A 1,152-nucleotide genomic window follows, 5' to 3' on the forward strand; every position below is an offset into this window, starting at 1 on the left:
CTTAGGTCTTGCATCTGGATAAGGTGAGTGAATACCCGTGCTGGCGCAGGAATTCTTCCTCTCGACAGACCTGTGCAGCGAGTCGTTGAATGACCAGCAGGGGCAGGGCCACCCGGGCGGCGACTTCCGCCGCCTGTTCCAGTGAAAGGGTGTCGGCGCGGCAGAGCATCGCCAAGGTGAACGCGGCAAAGACCAGTAGCACCCAGCGGTCGAGCCCCTGAGCGGTTCGCAACGCGAACCGGTTGAGCCCAAAGCCGTGCTTGGCCTCTTTGAAAAATGACTCGATGGCCCAGCGCCGTGCGCCCTCACGGGCGACCCTGTCGCCCGCGAGCAGTTGAGAGGCGACCGAGAAAAAGGTCCGCTCCCCTCGGTCGACCCGGGCCAGGGTCAGGGGCTCCCAGGGCCAGTTGGCCAGATGAATCCAGCCCCCGTGTTCACAGTCCTCCACCGTGACGTGGCCGGGATGGTCGGTGCGTCGAGTTGAACGGACCCCGACCACGAACTCAAAGCCCAGGTCCCGCACACCTTGCAGGAAGGCCGAGGACTCGAAACCACTGTCCCCCAACACCCACACGTCGAAGCGGCGACTTACCTCGGCGGGCACGGTTGCCAGCAGGTCCAGGGCGAGCCGGACGGGGGAAGGGGACCCCTTCCCCCGGTACACTCGGTAGCCCACAGGGAACTTGAAGTTCCCATACACCGCGTACAGCACCACCAGATGAATGCCGTAGACCTCGTTGTAGACGCGGACGAAGGGCAGCTTGCGTCCCGTCTTTGGAACGCTCGTCAGGTCGACACACAATCGCAGGCGAGGGAGGTGTTTGCGTCGTGCCGCGCGCAGCAGGGCCTGCCACTGGCCCTGCACGAGGGTCGCCCAGCAGACTGCCGTGTCCCATTCGTACACGTTCAGCAGGCGACTCAGCGCACTGGCGCTGACGGGTTGGGCGCGATGCAGTGCCTTTTTCGTCTTCAGGTCCAGGAAGAGCCCTAGCGCAGCCTCCAGGCTGCGCTGCTGGTACGGGCTGGTCGGGACAGCGAGGAGCGCATCTGCCAAAATACGAGCGCGCTCCCCGCGAAGCTTGAGGTTCCACACACCCTCTTTCTCGCCCCTGGGAGCGCTTTTTCGCTACCTATTCAGGTGCAAGTTCTGAG

The 1,152-nt window shown here is 64.0% G+C and carries 1 protein-coding gene; it reads right to left on the reverse strand.

Going from position 1 to position 1,152, the window contains the following annotated elements; genetic code table 11:
* Nucleotide 1: 1 nt before the first annotated feature.
* On the reverse strand, nt 2–1,093 hold the full coding sequence (locus tag A7B18_RS21085; RefSeq protein ID WP_102128613.1) for a transposase: 1,092 nt from the start codon (nt 1,091–1,093) through the stop codon (nt 2–4).
* Nucleotides 1,094–1,152: the final 59 nt, after the last annotated feature.

It is taken from the genome of Deinococcus planocerae, assembly GCF_002869765.1.
Taxonomy (GTDB): domain Bacteria; phylum Deinococcota; class Deinococci; order Deinococcales; family Deinococcaceae; genus Deinococcus; species Deinococcus planocerae.